Here is a 23,088-nt window from a genome sequence, read left to right as displayed (position 1 = left end):
CATTAAAAAATAGGTTGTGTCAAAACTTTTACAGTTGTAACTCCTATATTATTTAAAACATTTAACGTGTTAATGATTTCATTATAAGCGATATTTTTATCTCCAGCAATAAAAAACATCACATCAGTAAATTTAATTTTCATTTTTGAATTTATATTGAGAATTATTTGATCGAAGGATATATGTTCTATTTTCTTAGAATTAACGTATAGATTGTAATTATTATTTCCTAATACTTCAATAATAATTTTAAATTTATTATCTTCGTTATTAGTGTTATCGGATGTTGTGGTATAAGAAGATTTTGGTAAGTTAATTTCAAAATTTTGTGTAAAAATTAGAGTGGATATCATAAACATTAACAGTAATATCAACAGTACATCTAAAAAAGGAATGATATTTATTTCACATTTCATTATGTAACGATTTTTTTTATTTTTCATTTTGTTTTGTGTTGTTTACTATAGTAAAAAGCATGAATATCTTAATTGATTTTTTTTGAAAAGTACTTTTTTTGTAAAATACTAGTAAATTGATTCAAAAATATTTCATATTTTTGTTCAATATTATTAATACATAAATTTGAATGATGAAATGCTATAACAGATGGAATAGCTACAAATAAACCAATAGCAGTAAAAATTAATGATTCAGCAACACCTGGTGCAATTGTTTGTAGAGTAATGTACTTAACTGATCCTAATTTGAAAAAAATATGTATAATACTCAGAATAGTTCCAAAAAGACCGATATATGGACTAATGGAACCAATAATACCAAGAAAAAAAACATGTTTTTCTAATTTTTGTAATTCTGTATAAACAGTCGCACGCATCGTTTGCATAGTTGCTTTTAGTATGTCTTTTAATGGAAAATTATTGTCGTGACATAATCGAGAAAATTCCTTAAATCCTGAGTAAAAAATTATTTCTGGTCCTGTTAATATAGTGAAATTGGATACATTATGTTGATACAATTCGTCTAATGATTTTCCTGAGTTAAATTTATTTTCAAATTTTCTTATTGATCGATTTATAGTATTTAACACGTGTATTTGATAAATAATAATTCCCCATGAAAATACAGAACAACTAATTAATATTAACATAATTACTTGTATCAAAAGGCTTGATTTTAAAAACATTTCAAGAAAATCCATATAACTCAGCTCATATTATTTTATTATATATTTAAGTTAAGTAATATTATTATAAAAATACTTTTTTACACATGTTCCTACATCAAGTAAATTTCGGACGACATGAACACCCGCTTTTTCTAATGCTTGGAATTTTTCTTCTGCTGCGCCCCCTCTATTAGAAGAAACAATAGCACCAGCATGACCCATCCTTTTTCCTTTTGGAGCGGTTGCTCCAGCAATAAATCCTACTACTGGTTTAGTAATATTTTTTTGAATATATATAGCAGCAGTTTCTTCTTCATTACCTCCAATTTCACCAATTAATACTATTAATTTCGTCATTATATCTTGTTCAAATAATTTTAAAATATCAATGAAATTAGAACCAAGTATAGGATCACCACCAATACCAACACAAGTAGATTGTCCTAATCCAATATTAGTAATTTGTTGAACTACTTCATATGTTAATGTACCAGAACGAGAAATAACCCCGATATGCCCTGGGTGATGAATGCTACTTGGCATAATTCCCATTTTACATTCGTTAGGGGTAATAATTCCAGGACAATTAGGTCCAATCATATATGTTTGTTTATGGTTAATTTTCAACTGATGTTTAATTATTAACATGTCTAAAATTGGAAGCCCTTCTGTAATACAAACTATTAATTTTATTCCAGCATCAATAGCTTCTAAGATTGAATCTTTACAATACGGAGCTGGAACGTAAATAACAGATGCTGTTGCTTCAGTAGCAAAGACAGCTTCGTGCATATTATTAAACACTGGTAAACCTAGATGTTTGGTGCCCCCCTTTCCTGGAGTGACCCCTCCTACAATTTTTGTTCCATATTGCAATCCTTGTTCACAATGTAAAGTACCCTGATACCCAGTAAAACCTTGACAAAGTACTTTAGTATTTTTATTAATTAAAATTGACATTATTATTTACACCTATTTATTTGCTATCGAAATAACTGTTTGAATTGCATTAAATAAATTATCACTAGCAATGATATGATGTTTACTGTTAGCTAATTGTTTATTTCCCGATATAGCATTATTACCTTGTAATCGAACCACGATAGGTATCATAATATTCAATGTTGATAATGCCTTGATAATCCCTTCAGCAATTAAATTACAACAGACAATACCCCCGAAAATGTTAATTAATATTACTTTTACTTTATGATTGTAAATTATAGTTTTAACAGATTCGATAACAGATTCTTTTGTAACATCTCCTCCAACATCCAAAAAATTAGCAACATTTCCTCCGTATAAAGACAGCAAGTCCATCGTTGCCATAGCTAAACCAGCTCCATTTACAATGCATCCAATATTACCTTTCATGGGGACATAGTTGAATTTTAAATTTGTATTATCACTACATAATAGTGATGTATTAGATATATTTTGAATAATATTATCTGTTAATAACATTTTTTTTTGTCGGAATAAAGCATTATGGTCAATGTGTATTTTAGCATCCAAACATAACAAATGATTATTATCAATAATAACTAATGGATTAATTTCAATTAACATCAAATCATATGTTAAAAACATTTTCCCTATATTCATGAATATGTTAGTAAATTGTTTAATTTGATCCATGTTTAATCTTAGACTAAATCCTAATTTTCGTGCTTGATAAATTTGTGGTCCCATTAATGGATCAAGAAATATTTTTTTAATTACATGTGGAGTTTCTTGAGCAATTTTTTCTATTTCTACCCCCCCTTTACTGGATACTAAACAGACTATTCCTTCATTAGTACGATCTATCGACATACTTAAATATAATTCATTAATAACACAAAAATATGGCTCTAATAAAATGTTATGTACTATTTCTCCATCATCATCTGTTTGATCGGTTATTAAGCGTTTACCCAACCAATGTGTAATAAAATACTGTACTTCATTTTCAGATTTGAGAACTTCAACCCCCCCGGATTTTCCTCGACCACCAGCTTGTATTTGACATTTTCCAACCCAAGGACCTTTAGTATGTTTTATATATTCTTTTGCTTGATTTAATGTGGAACATACGTTCCCATTTGGAATTGGCAAATTATATTTAGCAAGAAGTTGTTTTGCTTGATATTCATATAAATTCATGATGTACCTAAATTTTTTAAAAAAAAATTAATATTATTTGTAAAATACTATTTTATATTTTTCTAATAAACACAACAATTTGTATTATAAAAAAAATACAAATGTCTTTTTAACGTTTAAGACTCAATTTTTAATAATTTAACACATAAAAGATTCAAATATCTAATAAAAATCGTATAGGATTTTCTAATAGTTCTTTGATTTTTATCAAAAAATTTATCGAATCTTTGCCATCAATTAAACGATGATCATAAGATAATGCTAAATACATCATTGGTAAAATAACAATTTCTCCGTTGATTGCCATTGGTCGATCTTTGATAGCATGCATACCAAGTATTGCACTTTGCGGAGGGTTAATAATAGGAGTAGAAATAAGTGATCCGAATACCCCACCATTTGTAATGGTAAAAGTACCTCCACTAAGTTCTTGAATAGTTAATTTCCCATCACGTCCCTTTCCAGCCATATTTTTAATTTCTTTTTCTATTTCGGAAATGCTAAGTAAATCAATATTTTTCAAAACTGGTGTTACTAATCCACGTGATGTTGATACAGCAATGCTTATATCAAAATAATTGTGATGTACTATTTCTTCGCCATCAATAGATGCATTGATATTTGGAAAAGATTTCAACGCTTCTAATACTGCTTTAACATAAAATGACATAAAACCTAATCGCACGTTATGTTTTTTCTCAAATATTTCACCGTATTTTTTACGAATATCTATTATTGGTTTCATATTCACTTCATTAAAAGTAGTTAACATAGCAGTATTATTTTTTACTTCTAATAATCGTTCTGCTATACGTTTACGTAAACGACTCATTGGAATACGGACATCATTACGATCTTTTTTCTTGGTTATTACTTCTGATTTTGTTTCCACTGGAATCGATAATTGTTCACATTCTTTATCAAATAAATATTTTTTTATACTCTCACGAGTAATCTGACCATGAATATCTTTAATTTTTAAAATGGATTCCGGTTGTAAATTATATTCATGAACAAGTCGTCGTATTGACGGACTAAAAATATTAGTTACGTCATCAGTTGTTTTCAAAATATTTTTCTCATGCTTTGTATATGGTACAGATTGTGTATTTTCGGACTGTATATTAATATCTGTGTTACTACAATGATTGTTATCATTTAATAATAATTTTCCTAAAATTTGTCCATTAACAACTGTTGCACCTACATCTTGAAATATTGATTCTAAAATTCCTGATTCTTCCGCTGGAACCTCTATCATTATTTTATCAGTTTCAAGTTCAACTAATATTTCACCTTGTGTAACATTGTCCTTTATTTGCTTATGCCACACAGCAACAACAGCGTCTGAAATTGATTCAGGTAAATTTGGAACTAAAATATTTTTTTTATTATTCATTTTGTATCCTTAAATCATTAATCAAATAATATTCAGTGCACTATTAATCAATATTTTTTGCTGCTGTTTGTGTAAAGCGAGATATCCTACTGCAGGTGAAGCAGAAGAAGAACGTCCAACATAATTTAATACAGCATCATTTGGAAGTATTTTATAGAAATAATTTTTAATATAATACCACGCACCTTGATTTTTTGGTTCTTCTTGGCACCAAACAAAATGTTTCACATGAGTATATATATCAAAAATTTTTTGTATCTCTTTTGTTGGAAATGGATATAATTGCTCAATACGAATAATAGCTACATTATATTGTTTGTATTGTTGCCTATGTTCTAATAAATCATAATAAATTTTTCCGGAACATATCAATATACGTTTAACATCTTTGGGATTAATTTCATTATTGATTTCGCCAATGATCTTTTGAAATTTTCCATGTGTTAATTCATATATTGATGTGTTAACCATAGGATGCCGTAATAAAGATTTTGGTGACATGATGATTAATGGTGTATGAACTGAATGTAATATTTGATACCGTAATAAATGATAAATTTGTGCCGGAGTAGAGGGTATACAAATTTTCATATTATTTTCAGCGCATAATTGAAGATATCGTTCAATTCTTGCAGAAGAATGTTCTGGTCCTTGTCCTTCATATCCATGAGGTAATAACATTACTAAACTACATTTTTGTCCCCATTTTTGTTCTCCGGAACTAATAAATTGATCAATAACAATTTGTGCTCCATTAGAAAAATCACCAAATTGGGCTTCCCAAATTACTAAAGTGTTTACAGATGAGTAAACAGAATAACCGTATTCAAATGCTAAAGAAGCTTCTTCTGATAAAACAGAATCCCATACAGAAAAATTTCCTTGATTCTCACGAATATTAGCTAATGGAATATAAATATTCCCATTATTTTGATCATGTACAATTGCATGTCTATGAAAAAAAGTGCCCCGTGTAGTATCTTCTCCAGACAATCGGATAGAAGTTCCATTATTTAGTAATGTTGCATATGCTACAATTTCTACACCTCCCCAATCGAAAAGCTTATTTTCTTTCGCCATATCTATTCGTGATTGGTAAATTTTATATACCCTGGGATGTAATTGAAAATTTTTCGGAATTGAACTTACGGATAATGCTAATTTTTTCAAATCATCAGATGTTATTTGTTGTCGAATATTGTTATATTTATTATTGTCTTCATCTTCATTAGTCGTTTTCATAACGCATTGAGATAATATGTTATTTTGTACCGTAGTCATTTTTTGTTCAAAAAGTGATTTTTCGTTTTTTAAAAAATTTTGATAAGATGTTGTCATATTTAAAATTTCATCATCAGTAATTACACCTTTGTATTTTAAATAATCAGAATATATTTGATAAACATTCGGATGTTTATTAATTTTTTTATACATTATAGGTTGAGTTACACTTGGCTCATCAACTTCATTGTGTCCATGTCGTCGATAACATACTAAATCGATCAAAACATCCCGTTTAAAAGTGTTTCTAAATTTTAACGCAGTACGAATTACAAAAATAACTTTTTCTGGATCGTCAGCATTTACATGAAAAATAGGAACTTGAATCATTTTTGCAATATCAGTACAATATCGACTCGATCGGATATCACAAATTTTAGAAGTAGTAAATCCTATTTGATTATTAATAATTATTCTTACAGTCCCACCAACGTTATATGCAGGTACTTTAGACATGTTTAGAATTTCTTGTACCACCCCCTGTCCACTAATGGCTGCATCTCCATGTATAGTAACTGGTAATACAATAGTTGGATCATTAAAAGAAAATCTGTTTACATTTTCGTTATCAATATAAGCTCGTGCTACACCCATAGCCACTGCGTTAACGATTTCAAGATGAGACGGATTGGGCAACAACAGTACATTAATATTTGTATCTTTCATGTTAATATTTGAAGAAAAACCCTGATGGTACTTAACATCACCACTAATACGAGAACTGATTTTATTAAAATCAGAAAATTCTAAAAATAAATCACTAGGTTTTTTATTTAAAACATTAATTAATACATTTAAACGGCCTCGGTGAGCCATGCTCAATATTATTTTTTTTGTATTATGGTAATACACAGCAATATACCGTATTATTTCTTTCAACATTGGAACTAATACATCAGCTCCTTCTAAAGAAAATCGTTTTGTTCCCGGAAATTGAATAGCCAAATATTGTTCAATATCATTTGTTTGAATAATTTCATTTAATAATTGTTTTTGTTCTGAATGAGTGAGTGTGATTTCACCCATAATGGATTCAACATTTTGTTGAATCCAAGAAATTTCTTCAATATTATCAATATGCATATATTCAAAACCGATCGAACCACAATAAATTTTTTTTAGTATTGTATATATATCAATTAATTTAACAACTTTAGGAACAACGGATAAAGAACCAACATGAAATGATTTTTGTAAATCATATTGGCTAAATTTATAAAAATTTAAATCCAAACAATCCACAGGACGAACAGCGGTCCACATACCTAACGGATCTAGTGCGGTATTTTGATATCCATATAGTCTGAAGGCATCAATTAATTTAAAAACTTTTTCTTGTGTATGATATAAATCTGTTTGTTGGTGTTTTAAATTTAAAAAATTATTTTTTTGTTTTTGTTCTTGTCTAGTCAATAAATGGTTTTGAGAATAATTGTTTGTTTCAGATAAAGTTTCAAAAAGAGTACTCCAATGCGAATCCACATCCTTTGAATTTTTCAAAAATTTTTTATACAATTCTTCTATATAAACTTGATTTTCTCTTGTTAAACAGGACGAATGTAGCCAATTTTGTATTGTATTGTTTTTCATAATATAGACCATAATAAATATTATCTTCAAGTAAAATTGACAATAGGTATGTTCAATTTCATGATAGATTTAAAATAAGTGTTATTTGTTATTAATCATTTTACGTTATTCATTACATTTAAAGGATGAATCAATTGTGTGCTTATTTCTTTCGAAATAAATATTCTAATATTAATAATATGTTTAAACATTTGATAATATGTTTATAATTCTAGTACAGTTAATTTTTATTCATAAAATTATATTTTAATAACATACGTTTGATTTTATTAATAGCTATATTCGGGTTTAAACCTTTAGGACACACGTGGACGCAATTCATAATATTATGACAACGGAATACACTAAAAGTATCATTAAGATCTTTAAGACGTTCTTGAGAATTTGTATCACGAGTATCAACTAAAAATCGATATGCAGTCAATAATCCAGCTGGACCAATAAATTTATTTGGATGCCACCAAAAGGAAGGACAAAAAGTAGAACAGCAACCGCATAATATACATTCATATAGTCCATCTAATTTAGAACGTTCATATGGTGATTGTAAATATTCATGTGATGTGTTTTTTATCTTATCATTGTTAATTAAAAATGGTTTAATTTTTTCATATTGTGCATAAAATGGACTCATATCTACCACTAAATCACGAATTACCGGAAGTCCAGGTAATGGACGAACAAAAATGATATTAGTATTTTTACATAATGTTAACAATGGAGTAACACAAGCCATGCCATTTTTCCCATTAATATTCATACTATCAGAACCACATACCCCTTCTCTACAAGAACGACGAAAACTCAACGTAGGATCCTGATTTTTTAACTCAATTAATACATCTAATAACATCATATTGGATGATTTACTAAATTCAAAAAAATAATTTTGCATGTATGGTTGATCATTGATTTCAGGATTATAACGATATATAGATAGTGTAATTTTTCGCATATTAATATTATTCTCTTAAAATCGTATTCAATAAATTCGTGTTTTTGGTGGAAATGCTGAACGAAAAACAGGTTGCATATTAATTTTTCTGCAACGCACAGTGTTTGTGCGAGAAAAATATAATGTATGACATAACCAATTATTGTCATCACGGTATGGAAAATCAGAACGATAATGTGCGCCTCGACTTTCAGTTCGAAAATTAGCAGACACAGCTGTAGAATAAGCAGTTTCTAACAAATTATCTAATTCTAAACATTCAATTCTTTCTGTATTAAACACGTTAGATGAATCATTTAAAGATGCGTATTTTAATCGTTCACGAATGTTTTGTAGCTCTTGTAATCCTTGCATCATTGTGTTTTTTTCACGAAACACAGAAAAATATTTTTGCATACAAGACTGTAACGCTTTTTTTATTTCATTAGGTTTTTCCCCTGTTGTACAAGTCTTTTTCCAATGAAAATAGCGATTGAGTGCTGCTTCAATATCTGAACGACTCGCATTTCTTATTGAGTATTCCCCTTCTTTAAATAATTTTTTTAAAAACAATCCTGTAGAACGTCCAAATACTATTAAGTCTAAAAGTGAATTTCCTCCCAACCTGTTTGCTCCGTGGACTGATACACATGCAACTTCACCTATCGCAAACAAACCAGGAATTAAAATATCATCACCGTTGTCATTGACACTAATGACTTGTCCGTTTGTTGTTGTGGGAATACCGCCCATCATATAATGGCAAGTAGGTATTACTGGAATCGATTCTTTGACTGGGTCAATATTAGCAAATTTACGCGTTAATTCTAAAATTCCAGGTAAACGCGATTCTAGAGTTTCTTTTTTTAAGTGATGTAATTGTAATTTTACATAACATCCATGTATACCTTCACATCCTCGTCCTTCATATATTTCTGTCATAATAGATCGAGAAATAATATCCCGGCTCGCTAAGTCTTGAGAGTTAGGAGCATATCGTTCCATAAAACGTTCATCATGTTTATTTAAAAGATATCCGCCTTCGCCCCGACAACCTTCACTAATTAAAATTCCAATTCCAGCTATACCAGTTGGATGAAATTGCCACATTTCCATATCTTGCACAGGTATACCAGCCCGTAATGCCATTCCAATTCCATCTCCGGTATTAATATGTGCATTTGTAGTGAATTGATAAATTCTACCTGCTCCTCCTGTCGCAAGTATTGTGGCACGAGCTTTAAAATAGACTATCTCCCCGGTCATAATACATAAACAAAGGCAACCAAGTACATGGCCATCTTGATTTTTTACTAAATCAATTGCATACCATTCTGAAAAAATAGTTGTGCTATTTTTTATATTTTGTTGATATAAAGTATGCAGCAAGGCATGTCCTGTCCGATCAGCCGAAGCGGCAGTTCGTGCTGCTTGTCCTGTTCCATAATTTATAGATTGACCCCCGAATGGCCGTTGATAAATACGTCCGTCATGTAAACGGGAAAATGGCATTCCCATATGTTCTAGTTCTAATACCGCATTAGGTCCTTCTTTACACATATATTCAATTGCATTTTGATCACCAAGATAATCTGACCCTTTTACTGTATCATACATATGCCATTGCCAATCATCTTTATGCACATTAGAAAGTGCAACAGTAATTCCGCCTTGAGCTGATACTGTGTGAGAACGTATTGGAAAGACCTTAGAAATTACCGCGCAAGATAGTCCGTGTTGTGAAATTTCCAATGCAGCACGCATGCCAGCGCCTCCAGAGCCAATAACAATAGCAAAAAATTCTTTTGTAGGTATATTATGCATAATTATAATTATATACTCCATATTAAATTCATGCCACAGAGAAAATACATAAAAAATATTATAAGAGTAATTAGTCTCAAAGTACCATATAATATTGAATTTTTAACATAATCTACCAAAATGTGTGATATTCCAATCCAACTGTGTATCAAAAGAGCAAATAAAGCAAAAAAATTAAAAGTTTTAGTTAATTTTTTTGAAAAAAAAGCACGCCACAGTTCGTAAGTAAGAAAATCAACACTAGAAAAAAACCATAGTAAATAAATAATATATATAAGGATAAGCACAGCAGAACATCGAACTGTTAACCATTCATAAGTAGCGTTCCATTTTAATTTTTTCAATGTTATTAAAATATTTCGCATAATAATAATCCAATTAAAATAGATACAATGATTGTTAATAAAAAGACTATTTGTGCACTTTTTGTAGCTATTGTTATTTTTTTATTTAAATACCCACAATCTACAATAATGTGTCGAACACCATTTATGAAATGGTAAATAAAAAAAATCAACATATTCCAAATTAAAAATTTAATAAAATAATTATTTATCATCAATTTTATTTGATAAAAATTTTCTGTAGATATAAGGGATAATTTTAGAATTAACAATAACAAACCCACTATTGCAAACATAATTGCACCAGAAATTCTATGACTAATAGATGCAATTGCAGTTAGTGGAAATTTAATATTTTTTAGATTTAAATCAATTATTGGTTTATATTTTTTAATCATTTTAGTTTGTAACTGTGTAATTAATTTGTAAATACTGTTTATTATATATTTTGTTGTATATGTTTTTTTAATCAACGCAAATCTTTTTACTATTTTAGATTTCTTTGTGTGCATTAAAATTATGAGTAATATTTCTATGTATATTGTAAATTGTAACAACCTCGCGAACTTTTTTGAGTAATTAATGCAAAAATTTTTTTTGCTATAATAACAACATTGTAAAGTAGTAAAGTAATAATATAGTACCAATATAATTATATTGTTTATTTATATCCAAAGTTATATTTTATATGTTAATAATATATTAATTCAATAGTATTGGGCAAATAAATTAGAAATTTATATTTTTTAATTGTGAAATTTCATTTAGGATGTGCCATTTATTTAAGTATCTTTAATTTCATATTGTTTGTTTGAAAAAATAATTTGCTATTAATTAGTAGATTTAAATGTTAAGATATAACGGATTTACTTATTGTTAATAAGATATAAAAATGTTGGAGTTGTTTTAAAGAATACTTTGATATAGTATATCAGTTATAGTGTATTTATAACGTGCTAATATGAAATTTGATAATTTTAGATACTATCATGTGTATTAATTGTATTAATTGTTAGGTTTTTTTGTAATTCAAGTTATTCAAACAAGTATTTGGGATAAAAATAATTAATGGTGGATGATTTCAATAATAACACAGTAACATTTATCGCAAAACATGATAATTTTACTACTGAATTGGATGTTATTCCTGGCAGCATGGGGGAGAAACAAATTAACATTGGCAAATTGCAAAAACATGGCTATTGTATGATTGATACTGGACTGACATCTACTGCATTTTGCAAATCTAAAATCACTTATATTAACGGTGAAAAAGGAACACTTCTTTATAGAGGATTTCCAATTGATCAATTGGTTAAACAATCTACATACTTAGAAGTATGTTATATTTTATTATATGGAGATATACCCTCAGATAAAGAACATAAAATTTTTTGTAATATCATTGCTAAAAATAATACCATTCATGACAAAATTAAACATATGTTGTATAGTTTTTATGACAAATCGCATCCAATGGTAATGATTGCCAATGCGGTTAACGCATTAGGTGCTTTTTATAGTTCTTTAGATATTAGCGTAAAAAAAAATAGGAATATAATTGCTTGCCAATTAATTGCTAAAATGCCAATTTTAGCTGCAATATGTAATCAATATTTGAAAAACGAGAACTTTATCTATTCAAGGAATGATCTTTCTTATGCTGCAAATTTTTTAAATATGCTTATTAATAAGAAATATAACTCGGATGACAAAGTTGTATTAGAAAAAGTGATGAATAAAATTCTAATTTTACATGCGGATCATGAACAAAATGTTTCTACATCTACAGTACGTATGGTAGGTTCTTCAGGTGCCAATCCATTTTCTTGTATTGCAGCTGGAATTTCTGCTTTGGGTGGAGGAGCGCATGGTGGTGCCAATGAAGCATGTCTACATATGTTAGAAATGATTGATAAAGTAGAAAACATTCCAAAATTTATTAAAAGAGCTAAAGATAAACATGACCCATTTCGATTAATTGGTTTTGGTCATAGAATTTATAGAAATTATGATCCTCGTGCTCTTGTTATGCGTGAGACTTGTTGTGAAATATTGCAAAAAGTGAAAGTTTCCGACAAATTATTTAATTTATTTTTGATAGCTATGGAATTAGAAAAAATTGCACTGCATGATCAATATTTTATTGAACGTAAGTTATATCCAAACATAGATTTTTATTCTGGTTTGACATTAACTGCAATGGGGATTCCTCCCGTAATGTTTACTGTAATTTTTGCTGTTGCACGAACCGTTGGATGGATTGCACATTGGAAAGAAATGTATGATGAAACTGAAGAGGGGGTAAAATTGATTCGTCCAAGACAGCTGTATAATGGTTGTAAAGAAAGAAATTTTTTTAGTCATAGGTCAGCATTACTATAATTTTGATAAAAATTAACTAACATTAGTAGTATATTTATTTGTAGTTTGTAGAGGAATATTAACTAATACTGTATTATGGTACATATTATAACATATTACAATATATTATATAGTATTAAGTATTGTATTCAGCTCAGAAAGTGTTTATAAATTCATAAATTTAGTTAAATTTGAATAGACAAACAGGCTAAATTTTCATATATTGAATTTTCAATTTTTTTTCTATGTTTGTCGTCTAAAAAACTTTCGCAATAAATTTTACATACTTTTTCTGTGCCAGAATTTCTAATAGCAACCCATCCGTTTTTTGTTATAAATTTTATCCCATCAACTATTAATCCTGTTGGCGTATTGTTTATTATTTGGATGATTTTTATGATACGATCATCGGCTAATTCACGAATATGTAACATTTTTCCTGAAATAAATGCATCAAAAATTTTTGCATACGTGGAATAAGAGATAGGTATTTGTATGCAGGTATAACTTAAAAAAGAAAGATCTTTAATTAATCGATTATAATGATCTTGAAGCGTCTTTTCAGTAGATGAAAAAATTTCTGCTGCTAATAAACACATAATGATACCATCTTTATCTGTGGACCATGGTGCAGAATTGAATTGTAAAAATACCCCTCCAGCACTTTCTTCTCCGACAAACCCCAACATACCTTGAAATAAACTTTTAACAAACCATTTAAAACCTACTGGTTTTTCTACTAAATGACGGTTAAGTTTTTTAGAGATTTGGTTAATTATTGTACTAGATACTAAAGTTTTTCCAATTCCCAATTTTATATTCCAATTTGGCCTATTTTTAAACAAAAAATTAATTGCTATAACTAGGTAGTTATTTGCATTTATAAATCCTTGGGGAGTAATTATAGCATATCTGTCGCAATCAGGATCATTAGCAAAAATTAAATCATATTTATTACAGATTTTTAATAGATTTTTCATTATTTCTTCAGAAGAACAATCTATACGAATTATACCATCACGATTTGGAGGTATAAAATGGAATGTTGAATCAATAGTATCATTAATTAATGTTATGTCTAACTTGTAACATTGAGCGATTCGACTCCAACAATCAATACCAGTGCCACCCATTGGATCTATACCTAGTTTGACTTTAGATTCTCGAATACATTGCATATTAATTATATTCACCAATCCTTTAATGTATTCTTGTGTAAAATCTAAAAGATGAATATAATCACTACGCCACGCCTGGCTTAATGTCAAACGATATACACCCCGTAAATTATTTAATAACAGTGAATTAGCATATTTTTCAATCATATTAGTGATACGTGTATCCGCTATACCTCCGTAATGTGAATAATATTTTATTCCACCATCACCAGGAGGGTTATGAGAAGATGTAACTACTATTCCATCGGCTTTTAAAGATTGACTGTGTCGATTTTTATTGTAATTTAGAATAGCGTGAGCTATTATTGGGCTGGGTGTGTATACATCATATCCTTGTGTAATAACATGTATTTTGTTGGCAGATAAAACTTCAAGTACAGAAATAAATGCAACTTCAGACAAAGCATGAGTATCTTTACCAAGATAACATGGACCAAGAATGCCTTCTTGTCGTCTTTGTTGCGCAATAGCTTGCGTGACAGACAGAACATGTGCTTCATTAAATGTATAGTTTTCAGATGTTCCACGATGTCCTGATGTACCAAATTTGACTTTTTGAAAAAAATCATTAGGATTAGGTATTAATTCGAAATATTTATGTATTAATTGAGAAACATCAGTATAGTTATTTTTATGATGACCTGCATGTTGACAATCAGTCATTGGTCAATCCTTGTGTTGAGTATAGTATTAGTTTTGCATACTGTAATAATATTTAAAGTACATGATAGTAAACCATGATAAATATGATAATATAAAATATTATACATTATATTTTTGTGTTGACATTATTTATTAATTATAATGGTTACAATTAATTAATAAACAAAGTATTCGATGTATATTATATTTTTAATAAAACAATCGTTTTGGTGATAAAATTTTTGCATGTTATATTGCGCAATTTGCGTTTCATGGTTCAGCTGGTCAAAATTTATTTGATTTAGACATTAAAAAAACAATGAAGAAATTAAACTATCGATTAAATACGGATTTCAAAGACTCTCAACCGTCTATAATATTTATACATGGTTTGTTTGGAAATTTAAATAATTTTAATACTTTAGCGAAAGAATTTAATATAAAAAAATATAATACGCTACAAGTTGATTTAAGAAATCATGGACAATCTCCGCATAGTTTTATAATGAATTATAAAATAATGGCGCAAGATATTTTATGTTTATTAGATGATTTGAATATAAAGAAATGTATAGTAATAGGACATTCTATGGGAGGAAAAGTTGCTATGACTTTACCTATGTTATTGAAAAATCATGTTATTAAGATAATAATAATGGATATAGCGCCAACAACGTACGCTACAAATCAGAATAACAATATTTTTCTAGCAATTAATTCTGTTACAAAATCACATATCACATCAAAAAATGAAGCGTTTATTTTAATGAATAAATTTATTCATGATCAAAAAACAATTTTTTTTTGTTAAAATCATTCAGAACAGGACAATGGATTTTTAATATCGATAGCATTCAAAAAAATTATTCAGCGCTAAATTCATGGGAAAAGTATAATCCGTGGCTGGGGGATGTTCTATTCATTGCCGGTCGATATTCTCCATATATAAAATATCATCATTATTGTGAAATATATCAACAATTTCCAAAATCTCTTATTCATATCGTGCAATCTGGTCATTGGGTGCATATTGAACAAAAAGATTCTGTTGTAAGTATTATTGATGATTTTTTGTTAAAATAGCATAAACCATATAATAAATATATGTTTTAATTGTATTAATTATGTTTTTAATACAAAATATTTTCTATAAAAATAAATTTTAAATAATTTAAATAAAAATATTATTTTCTTCATTATTAACATCAAAATATGAAAAATTGATGTAATTAATATTTAATAATGTATTATTATATACAATATTCCATTATTGTAAGGATTGAATATTTATGGCGGCAAGAATAGGTATATTTTTTGGTAGTGACACTGGAAATACAGAAAACGTTGCTAGTATGATTCAAAAAGAAATAGGAGAACATATTGCTGATGTTTTTGATATTCTTAAAAGTACCAAAGAAGATTTAGAAAAATATGATAAATTGCTTTTTGGAATACCCACTTGGTATTATGGTGAACCTCAATGTGATTGGGATGACTTTCTTCCAATTTTAAAAGAAATTGATTTTTCTAGAAAAACAATAGCACTTTTTGGATGTGGTGATCAGGAAGATTATTCTGAATATTTTTGCGATGCAATGTTTATTTTATATACAATAATAAAATTAAATAGAGGTATTTCTATTGGACATTGGCCAATTCATGGATATCATTTTAAATCTTCTAAAAGCGTCATAAATAATAATTTTGTGGGTTTAGCTATTGATGAAGATCGACAACCAGAAATGACTTCAAAACGTATAAAATTTTGGGTGAAGCAAATTTTTAAAGAACTGCGTTTAAATAATGATTAAAAATTAGAACGTAAAATTATAATTTTTAATATAAAAAATTAAATAATTTTAACAATTATAATTATTTACATGTTTGTAATTATGAACTATATAATTAGTAGTCATTACCGTACGTTAAATGTAAATTCAAAATATATCGTTTATAATTAACGTATAGGTCAATAGTATAACTACAATTTTAGTTTTAGTATATAAGTAATATGCTATGAATTAATGTTATTTAAGATTTGATATATTTCGTAAACTTACTATCTGATGAAAAATCGGATGAGTAGATTGAAAGCAACTATTATCAATACGGAAGTACCCTATTCTTTCAAACTGATAAGATATATTAGCGTTATTAATAATATTTTGAGATTCAACAAATCCATGAGTAACAGTTAATGAATTAGGATTTATATTTTCTAGAAAATTCTTACAATTGGATGGATTAGGAACTAAAAATAAATTATCGTAGAATCGAAATTCTGCTGAAATACCATAAATAGCAGACACCCAATGAATAACACCCCTAATTTTTCTATCATCAGGATGTTTATTTAATGTTTTTAGATCACATGTACAGTAAATAACAATAATTTCTCCTTGTATATTTTTTTCAATATGTTCAGCCTTAATAACGTAGGAATTTCGTAATCGCACTTCCCCACCTAATACTAATCTTTTATAATGTTGATCATTATTTGTTATATTTTCTCTAAAATCACTTTTCTCAATCAGAATTTCTCTGGTAAACATTACATTTCTGGTTCCCATTTCTGATTTATAAGGATGATTGGGCATTGAAAGTTTTTCATTATAATCTTTTGGTAAATTATTAATTATAATTTTTACTGGATTTATCACTGCCATAACACGAGGTGCTAATTCATTAAGTTCATCACGAATGCACGATTCTAATGTTGAAATTTCTATTTGATTGTTCTGTTTAGTTAAACCAATTCGATGACAGAATTCTCGAATAGAAGATGCAGTGTATCCCCTGCGTCGCAAACCAGCAATAGTTGGCATACGAGGATCATCCCAGCCATCTACAATTTTTTTTTCCACTAATAATTTAAGACATCGTTTAGATGTTACAGTATATTTTAAATTTAATCGAGCAAATTCATATTGACGGGGAGGTACACTTATATCAATATTTTTTAATATCCAATTATATAATTGACGATTATCTTGAAATTCTAAAGTACATAAAGAATGAGTTATGCCTTCTAGTGAATCAGAAATACAATGTGTAAAATCATATGTGGGATAAATACACCATTTTGTACCTGTTTTATGATGTTGAATAAATTTTATGCGATATAAAACAGGATCTCTCATGACAATAAAAGAAGAAGACATATTTATTTTCGCGCGTAAGCAAGCAGCCCCTTCAGAAAACATACCATTTTTCATTTTATTAAATAAAAACAAATTTTCTTGAATACTTCGAGAACGATATGGACTATTTTTTCCAGGATCCTTCAATGTTCCTCTATATTCTCGTATTTGAGCTTTTGATAATTCATCTACATACGCTAAACCTTTTTTAATAAGTTTAATTGCATACAAATACAATATTTCAGTATAATCAGAAGAGTAACGAACAGTACCATTCCATTGAAATCCGAGCCAATTAATGTCTTTTTTAATAGCTTCAATATATTTTGCATGTTTATTCGTAGGATTAGTATCATCAAAACGCAAATTACAGTAACCTTTGTAATCTTGAGCAAGACCAAAGTTTAAACAAATAGACTTAGCATGTCCAATATGTAAATATCCATTAGGTTCTGGTGGAAAACGTGTACGAACTAAAGTACATTTACCAGACACTAAATCATTTTCAATAATTTGATAAATAAAATTTTTTGCACATTCTTTATTTTTGTTTTCACGCATGCTTTAAAAAATTAGTAATTAAAAAAATATCTTTCAGAAGTAACAAATGAATGTTATAATCATACTAGATTACTGAAATATTCGTAATTAATAGAACTTATTGGTATAATTTACTACATATTCGACGATTAAATCAAATATATTTATGAGAGTCATATTGCTGAAAACTGCCGAACAAGTCAGTCAATGGGCTGCGAATTATATTACCAATCGAATTAATTCTTTTCATCCTAACATTAAGAATCCGTTCGTATTAGGGTTGCCAACTGGAGAAACACCAATCCAAACTTACCAGCATCTTATAAAAAGATATCAAAATGGTCAAGTTAGTTTTAAACATGTAGTAACATTCAATATGGATGAGTATGTTGGTTTATCTTCCGATCATCCCAAAAGCTATTGTTCATTTATACATTCAAATTTTTTAAACTATATCAATATTCCCAAAGAAAATATTAATTTGTTAAACGGTGATGTGGAAAATATTCATTATGAATGTCAACGTTACGAAAATAAAATTAAATCATACGGAAAGATTCATTTATTTATGGGGGGGGTAGGTGAAGATGGCCACATTGCTTTTAATGAACCAGGTTCTTCTTTATCTTCACGAACTCGAATAAAAACATTAACTATTAACACTCGTTTAGCAAATGCTCGTTTTTTTAATAATGACATGAATAATGTACCAAAATACGCTTTGACGATTGGAGTTGCTACATTACTTGATTCAGAAGAAATTGTTATTTTAGTAACTGGAGAAAATAAAGCGTTAGCAGTACAAGCTGCCATAGAAGGTAATTTGAACCATATGTGGACTATTAGTTGTTTGCAATTACATCCTAAAGTCACCTTGATATGTGATGAAGCATCAACGTTAGAACTAAAAATAAAAACAATTAAATATTTTAAAAAAATAGAAATGCATCATTTATCTATTATTTAAAATTAACTTAATATTAAACTGAAAAATGACCTTTAATAACTACGTATATGTATGCTTTAACTAATGCACAAATATACACTAGTAATGAAATTTTAGACCAACATATCATTATTATTGATCAAGAAATAATCAAAGGTATTTATCCCAAACATAAATTACCTAAAATGATTAAACAATATAATTTATGTGGCGCTATACTGTCACCTGGTTTTATTGATCTTCAAGTGAATGGTTGTGGGGGCGTTCAATTTAACAATGGTGAAAACGCATTATCAACACAAACATTAGAAATAATGCAAAAAACTAATCATCGATTTGGTTGTACCAGCTTTTTACCAACATTGATTACTACGACAAATAGTTGCATGATAAAAGCAATTGATACCGTGCGTTTTTTTTTAAAAAACAATAGAAATCAGATTTTAGGATTACATTTAGAAGGACCATATCTTAACCCACAAAAAAGCGGAACTCATAATGTCAATTTAATAAGGCAACCAACTAAACCAATGGTTAATTATCTTTGTGAAAATCATGATGTGATTGTAAAAATTACGTTGGCTCCAGAAAAAGTAAAAGATTCAATTATTCGGAAATTTAATAAATCCGGAATTTGCGTTTCTATTGGACATTCTAACGCCACATATCAAGAATCAAAACAAAGTTTCAACGCTGGTGTTAGTTGTGCAACTCATTTATTCAATGCCATGTCACTATTGAATGCACGTGAACCAGGTGTTGTGGGAGCAATTTTTGATACACCAGAAATTTATTGTAGTATTATTGCTGATGGATTACATGTTAATTGGGCAAATATACGTATTGCAAAATATATAAAAGGAGATCATTTAATTCTCAGTACAGACAGTACTGCCCCCGCAGGGGCCAATAACATTAAAGAATTTCTTTTTTCAAACAAAAAAATAAATTGTTTACATGGGGTATGTTTAGATCAAAACGGAATTTTTAGTGGTTCATCGCTTACTATGATTGATGCTATACGTAATACTGTTAAATTTGTAGGATTGACATTATATGAAACATTACGAATGGCTACGTTATATCCAGCACGAGCTATAGGAGTGGATAATAAATTAGGAAGTTTATCAATGAATAAAATTGCAAATTTAACTGCGTTTACACAGGAATATAAAATTATTATGACAATTGTTAACGGAAAACATGTAATTTTTTAACAATAAAATAATTAAGAATTACTACATAGAATGATTTATACATTATGTTTAATTTATGTTAAGTATTATGTAATACAATATAGAAATTGATTGTTACTGTGTGATATGTAATTTTATTTAAAATATTAGATGAGATGTTTTGGCTACGTAGCTCAGACGGTTAGAGCGCAGCACTCATAATGCTGAGGTCACAAGTTCAAATCTTGTCGTAGCTATTGTGTAATTCTTTAAAATTTATCAGCGGGAGTGGCGAAATAGGTAGACGCGTCAGAGTTAGGTTCTGATACCATTAATGAGTATGCGAGTTCAAATCTCGCCTCCCGTATTTTTTGGTATCAATGATGGGGCATAGCCAAGCGGCAAAGGCAGCGGGTTTTGATCCCGCCATACCCAGGTTCGAATCCTGGTGCCCCAGTTATTAATGTTATACGGCTATTCTAATATTTTAAATGCATAAAATGAACATGCTAATAATAAAACTAAAAAATAACACTAATAGACTTATCTTATAAAGTATATAAAGTATAGTATATTGTTACTATTACTTACTTACATATCGTCCAAAATTTAATTTCCCTTCATTTTAAAATTCAAAACCCAATGCATATTGTAAAATATATTTCTTTAATATGGGAGAACGTTCAAGAATAACTAAAGAACTTTTTCTTAAAAATTTTATAAACAAAATATCATTACTAAAAATAGTGTATAAAAAATCTATTCCAGTTTGCATAAAATAATTATCATACCGCCGTTGATTTTGATAACGTTGTAAGACTGTTAATGTATTCCATAGTTCTCCTCCACATTTAGCTGCATTTAATATGTTGACTAACGTATTAACATCACGTAAACCAAGATTAATGCCTTGTCCAGCTAACGGATTAATTGTGTGTGCAGCATCTCCAACTAGTGCCAAACCTTGTTTTACATAGTAGTTAGCATGTTGTCGGACTAAGGAAAAATAAAATCGCTTATATAGCTTTATTATACCTAGTCGCTCACCAAAATATTTTTGGAGAATATTTTCTAATATTGGTAAAGATAGTTCTTGTAATTGATGAATATTATTAATATTATCATACCACATTAAAGAACCCCAATTATCATATAATGGTAAAAACCCTCTAGGACCAGATGGGGTAAAAAGTTGCCATATTTTCCCTTTTTGATCTTTAGTAAATTTTATGCTCATCAACATGCAAAATTGTCGATATTGCCAACCAGTTACCCCAATGTTTACTTTATTTCGTACTAAAGAATCTTTTCCATCAGCCCCTATTAATAATAAACTATTAACTGATTTTCCATTACTACATGTAGATTCCCAATATTTTCCATTATAAAAAATAGAACTTAATGAACAACGATCAAAAAATATTAACTTGTTTTTATAATCTAAAAAATTTTCCCACAAGGCAAATTGTAATCTTGAATTTTCCACAATAAATCCCATATATGGAAGATTTAATAAATCGCTGTTAAAAACAACTTTTGAGGATAAGCATTCCCAGATTTCTAATTCATGAAATTGCACATAAAAAGAAGATTTTATTCTTTTCCATATATTCATCATGTGCAACAATTTTACTGAAGATATATTTATAGCAGATACTCGTAAATCAGGTGCAGAAGTTGTTGGCAATAAATGTGGCACAGCAGAATCTATAATAATCACACGAAAACCGGATTGCACAAGCCTTATCGCCAAAACAGATCCCACAATTCCAGCTCCTGATATTAAAACATCACAATACATTTTGTTCATGATTTAACAATATTAAGTATATATTTTAATATTTTTAAAATATTACAGAATTATTTTTTAATAAACAATATTAATGTATTAAATTCAAAAATCAAAATTTTTTAAACTAATATCTGTGCTTAATTATAATACTAAAAAAACAGAATCTTTGATTCTATATATTTTAAATATATATATTACAGTAATATAGTAAATTCAAGTTAATCAAGATCATTAATTGCCTATATTTGATAATTTGTTCATTTATAAAAAAATAATTTAAAATATTACTTCTTTTCGTAATTGATTATATAATGTGTATCGTCTTGATTTTTTTTATAAAAATATTAAAAAAATATATATATGAAGAAAATTGTTCTTAATTTACAATTAGCGTGTAATAACTTAAATGGAATACCAAATAAATCTACATTTACCCGTTGGATACGATGCATTTTTTCCTCATATCACCGGAAATGTATAGAACTATCTATCCGAATAGTTGATGAAATGGAAAGTCGTTCTTTAAATATGTATTTCTTAAAAAAAAAAATCCCACTAATGTTTTATCATTTCCATTTTATCCTCCTCTCTGGCTAAACACAACCATAATAGGTGATTTAGTAATTTGTTATCAAATTATAAAGCATGAAGCTAAAATAAATAATATA

Annotated in this window: 20 protein-coding genes and 3 tRNA genes; 10 read left to right on the top strand and 13 right to left on the bottom strand. The window is 28.4% G+C overall.

Annotated elements, in window-relative coordinates; all coding sequences use genetic code 11:
- Positions 1-2: 2 nt before the first annotated feature.
- The 10 genes from BTURN675_RS01620 to sdhC form a co-directional block, all read right to left on the bottom strand.
- Entirely contained in the window at positions 3-443 is a 441-nt protein-coding gene (locus BTURN675_RS01620) for a biopolymer transporter ExbD (protein ID WP_046288815.1), read from the bottom strand.
- A 41-nt stretch (positions 444-484) separates the two neighbouring features.
- Positions 485-1,159, bottom strand: a complete 675-nt coding sequence (gene tolQ / locus BTURN675_RS01615) for a protein TolQ (protein ID WP_173424201.1) — start codon at positions 1,157-1,159, stop codon at positions 485-487.
- A 36-nt stretch (positions 1,160-1,195) separates the two neighbouring features.
- On the bottom strand, positions 1,196-2,086 hold the full coding sequence (gene sucD, locus BTURN675_RS01610; protein ID WP_046288813.1) for a succinate--CoA ligase subunit alpha: 891 nt from the start codon (positions 2,084-2,086) through the stop codon (positions 1,196-1,198).
- 12 nt (positions 2,087-2,098) lie between these two features.
- Positions 2,099-3,271, bottom strand: a complete 1,173-nt coding sequence (gene sucC / locus BTURN675_RS01605; RefSeq protein ID WP_046288812.1) for an ADP-forming succinate--CoA ligase subunit beta — start codon at positions 3,269-3,271, stop codon at positions 2,099-2,101.
- Between the two features lie 154 nt (positions 3,272-3,425).
- Entirely contained in the window at positions 3,426-4,670 is a 1,245-nt protein-coding gene (gene odhB, locus BTURN675_RS01600) for a 2-oxoglutarate dehydrogenase complex dihydrolipoyllysine-residue succinyltransferase (RefSeq protein ID WP_046288811.1), read from the bottom strand.
- Between the two features lie 21 nt (positions 4,671-4,691).
- On the bottom strand, positions 4,692-7,541 hold the full coding sequence (locus tag BTURN675_RS01595) for a 2-oxoglutarate dehydrogenase E1 component (protein WP_046288810.1): 2,850 nt from the start codon (positions 7,539-7,541) through the stop codon (positions 4,692-4,694).
- A gap of 220 nt (positions 7,542-7,761) precedes the next feature.
- Positions 7,762-8,496, bottom strand: coding sequence for a succinate dehydrogenase iron-sulfur subunit (locus BTURN675_RS01590; RefSeq protein WP_046288809.1), 735 nt, complete (start codon positions 8,494-8,496; stop codon positions 7,762-7,764).
- Between the two features lie 27 nt (positions 8,497-8,523).
- The gene (gene sdhA, locus BTURN675_RS01585; protein ID WP_046289114.1) at positions 8,524-10,299 is read right to left on the bottom strand and encodes a succinate dehydrogenase flavoprotein subunit; all 1,776 of its coding nucleotides are present in this window, start codon (positions 10,297-10,299) and stop codon (positions 8,524-8,526) included.
- Positions 10,300-10,307: 8 nt separating this feature from the next.
- The gene (gene sdhD / locus BTURN675_RS01580; RefSeq protein ID WP_046288808.1) at positions 10,308-10,664 is read right to left on the bottom strand and encodes a succinate dehydrogenase, hydrophobic membrane anchor protein; all 357 of its coding nucleotides are present in this window, start codon (positions 10,662-10,664) and stop codon (positions 10,308-10,310) included.
- Positions 10,649-11,041, bottom strand: coding sequence for a succinate dehydrogenase, cytochrome b556 subunit (gene sdhC / locus BTURN675_RS01575; RefSeq protein WP_046289113.1), 393 nt, complete (start codon positions 11,039-11,041; stop codon positions 10,649-10,651). Before sdhC ends, sdhD begins: the two co-directional genes overlap by 16 nt.
- 670 nt (positions 11,042-11,711) lie before the next feature.
- On the opposite strand from sdhC, the gene BTURN675_RS01570 reads away from it, so the two are divergent.
- Positions 11,712-13,028 carry a citrate synthase gene (locus BTURN675_RS01570; protein ID WP_082086677.1) on the top strand — a complete coding sequence of 439 codons (1,317 nt, stop codon included), beginning with the start codon at positions 11,712-11,714 and terminating at the stop codon, positions 13,026-13,028.
- A gap of 164 nt (positions 13,029-13,192) precedes the next feature.
- On the opposite strand, the gene BTURN675_RS01565 is transcribed toward BTURN675_RS01570, so the two are convergent.
- Positions 13,193-14,848, bottom strand: a complete 1,656-nt coding sequence (locus BTURN675_RS01565; RefSeq protein ID WP_046288807.1) for a phosphohexomutase domain-containing protein — start codon at positions 14,846-14,848, stop codon at positions 13,193-13,195.
- Between the two features lie 298 nt (positions 14,849-15,146).
- Between BTURN675_RS01565 and BTURN675_RS03250 the strand changes: the two genes are divergently transcribed.
- From BTURN675_RS03250 to fldA, 3 genes are all read left to right on the top strand, one after another.
- A complete protein-coding gene (locus BTURN675_RS03250; protein ID WP_052722606.1) occupies positions 15,147-15,638 on the top strand; it encodes an alpha/beta fold hydrolase in 492 nt (163 codons plus the stop codon).
- Positions 15,632-15,910, top strand: coding sequence for an alpha/beta fold hydrolase (locus BTURN675_RS03245; RefSeq protein ID WP_052722605.1), 279 nt, complete (start codon positions 15,632-15,634; stop codon positions 15,908-15,910). The genes BTURN675_RS03250 and BTURN675_RS03245 overlap by 7 nt, the downstream gene beginning before the upstream one ends.
- Positions 15,911-16,116: 206 nt before the next feature.
- On the top strand, positions 16,117-16,638 hold the full coding sequence (fldA, locus tag BTURN675_RS01555; protein ID WP_046288806.1) for a flavodoxin FldA: 522 nt from the start codon (positions 16,117-16,119) through the stop codon (positions 16,636-16,638).
- A gap of 216 nt (positions 16,639-16,854) precedes the next feature.
- On the opposite strand, the gene glnS is transcribed toward fldA, so the two are convergent.
- Positions 16,855-18,528, bottom strand: a complete 1,674-nt coding sequence (gene glnS / locus BTURN675_RS01550; protein WP_046288805.1) for a glutamine--tRNA ligase — start codon at positions 18,526-18,528, stop codon at positions 16,855-16,857.
- A 145-nt stretch (positions 18,529-18,673) separates the two neighbouring features.
- Between glnS and nagB the strand changes: the two genes are divergently transcribed.
- The 5 genes from nagB (at position 18,674) to BTURN675_RS01525 (ending at position 21,085) form a co-directional block, all read left to right on the top strand.
- Entirely contained in the window at positions 18,674-19,474 is an 801-nt protein-coding gene (nagB, locus tag BTURN675_RS01545; protein WP_046288804.1) for a glucosamine-6-phosphate deaminase, read from the top strand.
- A gap of 47 nt (positions 19,475-19,521) precedes the next feature.
- On the top strand, positions 19,522-20,670 hold the full coding sequence (nagA, locus tag BTURN675_RS01540) for an N-acetylglucosamine-6-phosphate deacetylase (RefSeq protein ID WP_046288803.1): 1,149 nt from the start codon (positions 19,522-19,524) through the stop codon (positions 20,668-20,670).
- Between the two features lie 141 nt (positions 20,671-20,811).
- A tRNA-Met gene (locus BTURN675_RS01535) sits at positions 20,812-20,885 on the top strand.
- Between the two features lie 25 nt (positions 20,886-20,910).
- Positions 20,911-20,995: transfer RNA gene (locus BTURN675_RS01530), tRNA-Leu, on the top strand.
- Between the two features lie 17 nt (positions 20,996-21,012).
- A tRNA-Gln gene (locus BTURN675_RS01525) sits at positions 21,013-21,085 on the top strand.
- Positions 21,086-21,253: 168 nt separating this feature from the next.
- On the opposite strand, the gene BTURN675_RS01520 is transcribed toward BTURN675_RS01525, so the two are convergent.
- Entirely contained in the window at positions 21,254-22,438 is a 1,185-nt protein-coding gene (locus BTURN675_RS01520) for an FAD-dependent monooxygenase (RefSeq protein ID WP_046288802.1), read from the bottom strand.
- A 342-nt stretch (positions 22,439-22,780) separates the two neighbouring features.
- On the opposite strand from BTURN675_RS01520, the gene BTURN675_RS03280 reads away from it, so the two are divergent.
- On the top strand, positions 22,781-23,017 hold the full coding sequence (locus BTURN675_RS03280; RefSeq protein ID WP_245592135.1) for a hypothetical protein: 237 nt from the start codon (positions 22,781-22,783) through the stop codon (positions 23,015-23,017).
- Positions 23,018-23,088 lie beyond the last annotated feature (71 nt).

Origin of the sequence: Blochmannia endosymbiont of Polyrhachis (Hedomyrma) turneri (assembly GCF_000973505.1) — a bacterium.
Taxonomy (GTDB): domain Bacteria; phylum Pseudomonadota; class Gammaproteobacteria; order Enterobacterales; family Enterobacteriaceae; genus Blochmanniella.
Note: the sequence above shows the minus strand (reverse complement) of the source record. Positions and strands in the feature narration are given on the sequence as shown.

Excerpts from the sequence above, each read along its gene's own strand:
- BTURN675_RS01620 (WP_046288815.1), bottom strand. The coding sequence starts at position 443 with ATGAAAAATAAAAAAAATCGTTACATAATGAAATGTGAAATAAATATC.
- tolQ (WP_173424201.1), bottom strand. The coding sequence starts at position 1,159 with ATGGATTTTCTTGAAATGTTTTTAAAATCAAGCCTTTTGATACAAGTA.
- sucD (WP_046288813.1), bottom strand. The coding sequence starts at position 2,086 with ATGTCAATTTTAATTAATAAAAATACTAAAGTACTTTGTCAAGGTTTT.
- sucC (WP_046288812.1), bottom strand. The coding sequence starts at position 3,271 with ATGAATTTATATGAATATCAAGCAAAACAACTTCTTGCTAAATATAAT.
- odhB (WP_046288811.1), bottom strand. The coding sequence starts at position 4,670 with ATGAATAATAAAAAAAATATTTTAGTTCCAAATTTACCTGAATCAATT.
- BTURN675_RS01595 (WP_046288810.1), bottom strand. The coding sequence starts at position 7,541 with ATGAAAAACAATACAATACAAAATTGGCTACATTCGTCCTGTTTAACA.
- BTURN675_RS01590 (WP_046288809.1), bottom strand. The coding sequence starts at position 8,496 with ATGCGAAAAATTACACTATCTATATATCGTTATAATCCTGAAATCAAT.
- sdhA (WP_046289114.1), bottom strand. The coding sequence starts at position 10,299 with ATGCATAATATACCTACAAAAGAATTTTTTGCTATTGTTATTGGCTCT.
- sdhD (WP_046288808.1), bottom strand. The coding sequence starts at position 10,664 with ATGCGAAATATTTTAATAACATTGAAAAAATTAAAATGGAACGCTACT.
- sdhC (WP_046289113.1), bottom strand. The coding sequence starts at position 11,041 with ATGATTAAAAAATATAAACCAATAATTGATTTAAATCTAAAAAATATT.
- BTURN675_RS01570 (WP_082086677.1), top strand. The coding sequence starts at position 11,712 with ATGGTGGATGATTTCAATAATAACACAGTAACATTTATCGCAAAACAT.
- BTURN675_RS01565 (WP_046288807.1), bottom strand. The coding sequence starts at position 14,848 with ATGACTGATTGTCAACATGCAGGTCATCATAAAAATAACTATACTGAT.
- BTURN675_RS03250 (WP_052722606.1), top strand. The coding sequence starts at position 15,147 with ATGAAGAAATTAAACTATCGATTAAATACGGATTTCAAAGACTCTCAA.
- fldA (WP_046288806.1), top strand. The coding sequence starts at position 16,117 with ATGGCGGCAAGAATAGGTATATTTTTTGGTAGTGACACTGGAAATACA.
- glnS (WP_046288805.1), bottom strand. The coding sequence starts at position 18,528 with ATGCGTGAAAACAAAAATAAAGAATGTGCAAAAAATTTTATTTATCAA.
- nagB (WP_046288804.1), top strand. The coding sequence starts at position 18,674 with ATGAGAGTCATATTGCTGAAAACTGCCGAACAAGTCAGTCAATGGGCT.
- nagA (WP_046288803.1), top strand. The coding sequence starts at position 19,522 with ATGTATGCTTTAACTAATGCACAAATATACACTAGTAATGAAATTTTA.
- BTURN675_RS01520 (WP_046288802.1), bottom strand. The coding sequence starts at position 22,438 with ATGAACAAAATGTATTGTGATGTTTTAATATCAGGAGCTGGAATTGTG.
- BTURN675_RS03280 (WP_245592135.1), top strand. The coding sequence starts at position 22,781 with ATGAAGAAAATTGTTCTTAATTTACAATTAGCGTGTAATAACTTAAAT.